This window comes from Streptococcus mitis (assembly GCF_946190285.1).
GTDB classification, from domain to species: domain Bacteria; phylum Bacillota; class Bacilli; order Lactobacillales; family Streptococcaceae; genus Streptococcus; species Streptococcus mitis_CP.
Genome location: NZ_CAMHZX010000078.1, coordinates 1 through 255 on the forward strand (window position 1 = coordinate 1; position 255 = coordinate 255).

General features: G+C 38.4%; 1 protein-coding gene. It reads left to right on the plus strand.

The annotated features are described in order from the left end of the window. Positions 1 to 255 (plus strand): cell division protein SepF (gene sepF, locus N8L39_RS09375; protein ID WP_261039393.1); only part of this gene is annotated, 255 nt, incomplete at both ends.

Here is a 255-nt window from a genome sequence, read left to right on the forward strand (position 1 = left end):
AGAACAATATCACCAGACTTCATGCAAGACAACAGGAATTGGCAAATCAGAGTCAGCGTGCAACGGATAAGGTCATTATAGATGTTCGTTATCCTAGAAAATATGAGGATGCAACAGAAATTGTTGATTTATTGGCAGGAAACGAAAGTATCTTGATTGATTTTCAGTATATGACAGAGGTGCAGGCTCGTCGTTGTTTGGACTATTTGGATGGAGCTTGTCATGTTTTAGCTGGAAATTTGAAAAAGGTAGCTT